7 protein-coding genes are annotated in these 5,829 nt (G+C 54.0%); 5 read left to right on the top strand and 2 right to left on the bottom strand.

The genetic code is table 11. The features are described from left to right. Positions 1-123: 123 nt before the first annotated feature. Positions 124-267 (bottom strand): cysteine hydrolase family protein, encoded by a 144-nt coding sequence (locus tag BG74_RS14210; RefSeq protein WP_244267458.1) that lies wholly within the window; start codon positions 265-267, stop codon positions 124-126. A gap of 796 nt (positions 268-1,063) precedes the next feature. On the opposite strand from BG74_RS14210, the gene aspS reads away from it, so the two are divergent. Further along, positions 1,064-2,827 (top strand): aspartate--tRNA ligase, encoded by a 1,764-nt coding sequence (aspS, locus tag BG74_RS08310; RefSeq protein WP_066597779.1) that lies wholly within the window; start codon positions 1,064-1,066, stop codon positions 2,825-2,827. A 63-nt stretch (positions 2,828-2,890) separates the two neighbouring features. On the opposite strand, the gene BG74_RS14215 is transcribed toward aspS, so the two are convergent. After that, on the bottom strand, positions 2,891-3,037 hold the full coding sequence (locus tag BG74_RS14215; RefSeq protein WP_204376368.1) for a hypothetical protein: 147 nt from the start codon (positions 3,035-3,037) through the stop codon (positions 2,891-2,893). Between the two features lie 248 nt (positions 3,038-3,285). Between BG74_RS14215 and BG74_RS08315 the strand changes: the two genes are divergently transcribed. From BG74_RS08315 to BG74_RS18125, 4 genes are all read left to right on the top strand, one after another. After that, entirely contained in the window at positions 3,286-4,020 is a 735-nt protein-coding gene (locus tag BG74_RS08315) for a YebC/PmpR family DNA-binding transcriptional regulator (RefSeq protein ID WP_066597781.1), read from the top strand. 43 nt (positions 4,021-4,063) lie between these two features. Then, entirely contained in the window at positions 4,064-4,564 is a 501-nt protein-coding gene (gene ruvC, locus BG74_RS08320) for a crossover junction endodeoxyribonuclease RuvC (protein WP_066597783.1), read from the top strand. Positions 4,565-4,708: 144 nt separating this feature from the next. After that, the gene (gene ruvA, locus BG74_RS08325; protein WP_066597785.1) at positions 4,709-5,326 is read left to right on the top strand and encodes a Holliday junction branch migration protein RuvA; all 618 of its coding nucleotides are present in this window, start codon (positions 4,709-4,711) and stop codon (positions 5,324-5,326) included. Between the two features lie 8 nt (positions 5,327-5,334). Next, on the top strand, positions 5,335-5,829 hold a 495-nt coding region (locus tag BG74_RS18125; RefSeq protein WP_244267459.1), incomplete at its 3' end, for an AAA family ATPase.

Here is a 5,829-nt window from a genome sequence, read left to right on the forward strand (position 1 = left end):
GAGCCAATATAGATCATAGTGTCTTCAAATAGTGTCTTCAAAATGAAGGGGCCGGCCGCGTACCCCACCATGCCGGCTCGTGGAGGATTTACTACCTGCTGCGGGCGTTAACCAGCCAGCGCGTCAACCACTTCCGCACTGCGATACGCGCGGCCCAGGCGTGGGAAAGATATACTGGAAGCTGCCGTTATGCTGCGCCTCATCGTGGGCGCTGCAGATATCTTCCACCAGCACTAGCTCAAAACCTAGCTCCCAGGCATTACACACGGTGAATTTCTCGCTAATATTAATGAAAATCCCGCCCAGGATAATGGCTTAAATACCGTGCCGGCGTAGCTACATTTCCAATTGGATGCCGTAGGGAGGCGTCCCACCGGTGTTTAATGATGCGAATGTCGCTGTTTGCAACCTGTAGAGGGACGAGAAGGTCCCACCAGTTGTCTTGCAGCGAGGGGCTGCCGCTGGCGCGCTATCCAACCGGCTATTTCACAACGCGTCAGAGAAATAGGCAGACAAATACGAGGACCAAAAATACTGGCGTGTGTGAGTCGTGAAGACCATGCCTGCGCCAGCACGGCTGCGCGTTTGACGACGTCCGCAGCGCTGTGCAGGCCAGCGGCAAAGGGTAAATCCTTTCTTATAAATCCATGAGCACCAGGGAAATATGAGAAGGACTGAGCTTAAGCATGGGATCTCCGTGAGTCAATAATGGATTAAACCTATGCGTGAGCTAGGCCTGGTCAGCCGAGAGTATGTTACTCCATGCGCGATGTAACAGTATCGCTGTAGTGAATTTTGTTAATATTTGTGAGGAGAATCAGAATCGCTAATTTCAGCGACGTGTGCGCTGACAGCGCCGACAGGCTTATTCTAAGCCAGAAATTCCTTTATAATGAGCTCCTTTAAAGCGCCCGCCCGTGCGGCAAGCGCCCGCCCGCCAGTGATGCCAGGCAATGACTCGGCGCCGGGTTCGCCCACGCCGGGCACAGCCATTAATGAATAACAGCTCTTTTTTTCCTATTCCGAGACACCCGCTGACGGGTTTAATTTTAAGGATATCCTAATGCGTACTGTATATTGCGGACAGATTAACCTATCACATGTTGGCCAGGAAGTGACGTTATGCGGTTGGGTCAACTGCCGTCGTGATCTCGGTAGTCTGATTTTCATCGACATGCGCGATCGGGAAGGCTTGGTGCAGGTGTTTTTTGATCCCGACCGTCAGGATGCCTTCGCCCGTGCCGCCGAGTTGCGCAATGAATTCTGTCTGCAACTGACCGGTATCGTGCGTGCCCGCCCAGACAGTCAGGTCAAGAGCGATATGGCCACCGGCGCCGTAGAAGTTCTTGCCACCCAACTAACCATTATCAACCGCTCGGAGCCGCTGCCGCTCGACGCCAATCAGAATAATAAAGAAGAGCTGCGCCTGAAATTCCGCTACCTCGATTTACGTCGTCCCGTCATGGTGCAGCGTCTCAAAACGCGAGCGCGTATCTCCAGTTTCGTCCGCCGTTTCATGGATGCCGAAGGGTTTCTTGATATCGAAACGCCGATGTTGACCAAAGCAACGCCGGAAGGCGCCCGCGATTACCTGGTTCCCAGCCGGGTACATAAGGGTAAGTTTTACGCCTTGCCGCAGTCGCCGCAACTGTTCAAACAGCTACTGATGATGTCGGGTTTTGACCGCTACTACCAGATCGTGAAATGTTTCCGTGATGAAGACCTGCGCGCCGATCGTCAGCCGGAGTTCACCCAGATCGACGTGGAAACGTCATTCATGACCGCGGCGCAGGTGCGCGAGGTGATGGAGCGGCTGGTACGCGATTTGTGGCACGACATTACCGGCGTCGACCTGGGAGTTTTTCCGCAGATGACCTATGCCAACGCTATGTGCCGCTTCGGTTCCGACAAACCGGATTTGCGCAATCCGATGGAGCTGGTGGACGTGGCGGATTTAGTCAGGGACGTGGCCTTTAACGTGTTCTTCACGCCCGCCAACGACGCTAAAGGCCGCGTGGCAGCGTTGCGTGTGCCTGGTGGTGCGAAGTTGAGCCACAAGCAGATTGACGAATATGGCAAATATATTGAAATCTACGGCGCCAAAGGGCTGGTATGGATGAAGGTCAACCAGCGTGCCGCAGGCGCGGAAGGGGTGCAAAGCCCAGTGGCGAAATTCTTGGGGCTGCAGGTGATCGAGCAGATCCTAGCGCGTATCCATGCCGCCGACGGCGATATCGTTTTCTTCAGCGCGGACCGCGCAAGCGTCGTGACCGATGCGCTGGGGGCGCTACGTCTCAAGCTCGGCCTGGATTTGCAACTCACGGAAACTGACCGCTGGGCGCCTCTGTGGGTGGTCGACTTCCCAATGTTTGAGGAAGACGAAGACGGCAGCCTAGCCGCGATACATCATCCCTTCACCGCGCCGAAGGATATTGATGCAAAGACACTTGCCGCCTGCCCGACTGCGGCGGTGGCCAACGCCTACGATATGGTGATCAATGGTTACGAGGTCGGTAGCGGCTCGGTGCGTATCCACCGTGGCGATATGCAGCAAACTGTGTTCGGCATACTGGGTATTAGTGAACAGGAACAGCAGGAGAAATTTGGTTTCCTGCTTGATGCATTAAAATACGGCACGCCGCCCCATTCTGGCCTGGCCTTCGGCCTGGACCGCCTGGTGATGCTGCTGACCGGCACCGATAATATCCGCGATGTTATTGCGTTTCCGAAAACCACCGCAGCGGCGGATCTGATGACCGAAGCCCCCAGCTTCGGCAATGCCAAGGAGCTAGCCGATCTGTCGATTACAGTCGTCAGCAAGGGTTAAGGAAGCGATGGAACACGGTTGGCCATAATGGCCTATAAAGGCTACCAATGTCGGTGCTGGTGTTCAATCTCCGCCGCCGACAGCGGGCGGGGAATGACCGGCTTTTTGGCAGTCGGTTACCGGCAAGTGATAGACGCCGGCGAACCTCCGCACGAAGAAACTGGGTTTGATGTGGGTGCTGGAGGCGGAGGCTGAGAAACTGACTCTCATCGATTGCCAGCGCTGCATTTCAATTTGAGATTTTTAGCCATTTTCATCACTTTTACGCGCGCCCGTAGGCGTACAAAATACAGAATATTGGTTCTTTTTGACGTTAACCTGTGAGCAGGCACCTGTGTTATGCGAGTATCCCCGCTGACGCTGGATAGCCCGCCTTAGCTGGCCAAATCTAGAAGTGACCGGCAGGCGAAAGAATTTGTTATTTATCCAGCCTGGAAAGGCTTTTTTCGGAGAAAGGTATGGCAGATAATAGTAAGTGGACCAATACCAAGCATCGTAAAGCCTTACAGGACGCCAAACGCGCGAAAATTTTCACTAACATTATCCGTGAACTGGTTACCGCCGCTAGACTGGGCGATGGGGATGTCAGCCCCAAACCTGGCTTGAGCGCGGTGGCGGATAAAACCTTAGCGAACAACATTACGCGTAGCACGCTCAATCGCGCCATCGTCCGCGGAGTAGGGAGTGACGACGCCCAGATGGAGGCTATTATTTATGAAAGCTATGACCTCGGCGGGACCGCGGTCATGGTTGAGTACCTGAGCGATAACCGCAATCGGACCGTGTCCGAGTTGCGTTACGCCTTCACTAAAACCGGCAGCAATTTGGGTACCGATGACTCCGTTTCATATCTGCTCATCAAAAGAGGGACGATTTCTTTCGCGCTGAGCCAAGATACCATAATGGACGCAGTGCTAGAAGCCGACGCCGATGACGTTATCACTTATGATAACAGAGTGATCGATTCGTATACTACGCCGGACGCGCTCAGTGAAGTCAAAGACGCGTTTGTGGCTGCTGGTCTGACGCTGAAATCCTCGGAAATTGCTCTAACCCCGCCTACCCGCGCCGATCTGAATGCAGAGACCGCACCCAAATTACTGCGCTTTATTAGTATGCTGGAAGATGCAAATGATGTGCAGGAAGTCTACTACGACGGTGAGATTTCCGACGAGATGCTGGCGACACTGTGATGACCGGTTTCCCGCGTTATCGCGCGCGCCAAGTGGCAGTGGTATGACCGTGATATTAGGTATCGATCCCGGCTCGCGTATTACTGGCTATGGCATCGTGCGCCAGGATGGGATTAAACTGAGCTACTTGGGCAGCGGCTGTATCCGCACCAAAGTGGTTGATCTGCCCGGTCGTTTGAAACTTATCTATGCCGGGGTCAGCGAGATCATAATGCAGTTTCAACCTGACTGCCTGGCAACTGAGCGGGTCTTTATGGCCAAAAACGCTGACTCGGCGCTAAAACTGGGCCAGGCGCGCGGCGTCGCCATCGTGGCAGCGATTAACCTGAATTTACCGGTGTTTGAATATGCGGCCCGTCAGGTCAAACAGACGGTGGTGGGAACGGGGTCAGCGGAGAAAAGCCAGGTACAGCATATGGTACGTACTCTATTAACGCTATCGGCCAACCCGCAGGCAGACGCCGCCGATGCGTTGGCCATCGCCATTACCCATTGCCACATCAGCCAGAATGTCCTGCACATGGACAGCAGCAGGCTAAGCTGACATCCGGATATGGCACATTTATCTTCAAGCTGGATATCCATCCAGACTTTATTATGCTATAAGCATAACCATCGAAAGCAATAACCTAACGCGTATATATAACCTGACGCGTATATAGAAGCGTATATATAAAGGAAGGCCGAGGTGATCGGATGTCTCAGAGGCATTATTCTGGAAAAGCAGCCGCCGCAGGTGCTATTGGAAGCTCATGGGGTGGGTTATGAGGTGCAATTACCGATGAAATGTTTCTATGCTCTGCCCGAAACCGGTCAGGAGGCGGTTATTTTCACCCATTTTGTGGTACGTGAAGGCGCCCAGTTGCTGTTTGGTTTTATTCATAAGCAGGAACGGGTGCTGTTTCGCGAACTGATTAAAGTGAACGGCGTCGGGCCGAAGCTTGCGCTGGCGATTCTCTCCGGGATATCCGCGCAGCAATTTGTCAGAGCTGTGGAGCGCCAGGAAATTAACGCGCTGGTGAAATTGCCTGGGGTTGGCAAAAAGACCGCCGAACGGCTGGTAGTGGAAATGAATGACAGATTTAAAGGTCTATCCGGCGATCTGTTCTCGCCCCAGGATGTAGATGATATCCCCCTCGCCATCGACGCGCAGGTCAATCCGGCCGATCCAGAGAGCGAAGCGGTTGCTGCGCTGGTAGCGCTGGGGTATAAACCCCAGGAGGCAAGCCGGATGGTAAGCAAAGTGGCGAGCTCCAGTGCTGATTGTGAAATGCTTATCCGTAATGCGCTGCGCACCGCACTGTGAGGTAGAGGGTGATTGAAGCAGATCGACTGATGAGTGCCGCTACGGCGACTGAAGAAGAGGTTATCGACCGTGCTATCCGGCCGAAAACACTGGTGGACTATATCGGCCAGCCCCATGTACGCCAGCAGATGGAGATTTTCATTCAGGCGGCAAAAATGCGCGGCGACGCGCTCGATCATTTGCTCATTTCGGGGCCGTCCGGGCTGGGTAAAACTACGTTGGCGGATATTGTCGCCCATGAGATGGGGGTCAATCTACGCACTACTTCGGGTCCGGTGCTGGAAAAAGCCGGCGATCTGGCGGCGATGCTGACAAACCTCAAGCCTCATGACGTTTTATTTATCGATGAGATCCATCGGCTTTCGCCGGTAGTGGAGGAAGTGCTTTATCCAGCAATGGAGGATTATCAGCTGGATATCATGATAGGTGAGGGGCCGGCTGCTCGCTCTATCAAAATCGAGCTCCCTCCGTTTACCCTGGTGGGTGCCACTACCCGCGCAGGC

The sequence above is a fragment of the Sodalis-like endosymbiont of Proechinophthirus fluctus genome, from assembly GCF_001602625.1.
In the GTDB taxonomy this organism is placed as follows: Bacteria; Pseudomonadota; Gammaproteobacteria; order Enterobacterales; family Enterobacteriaceae.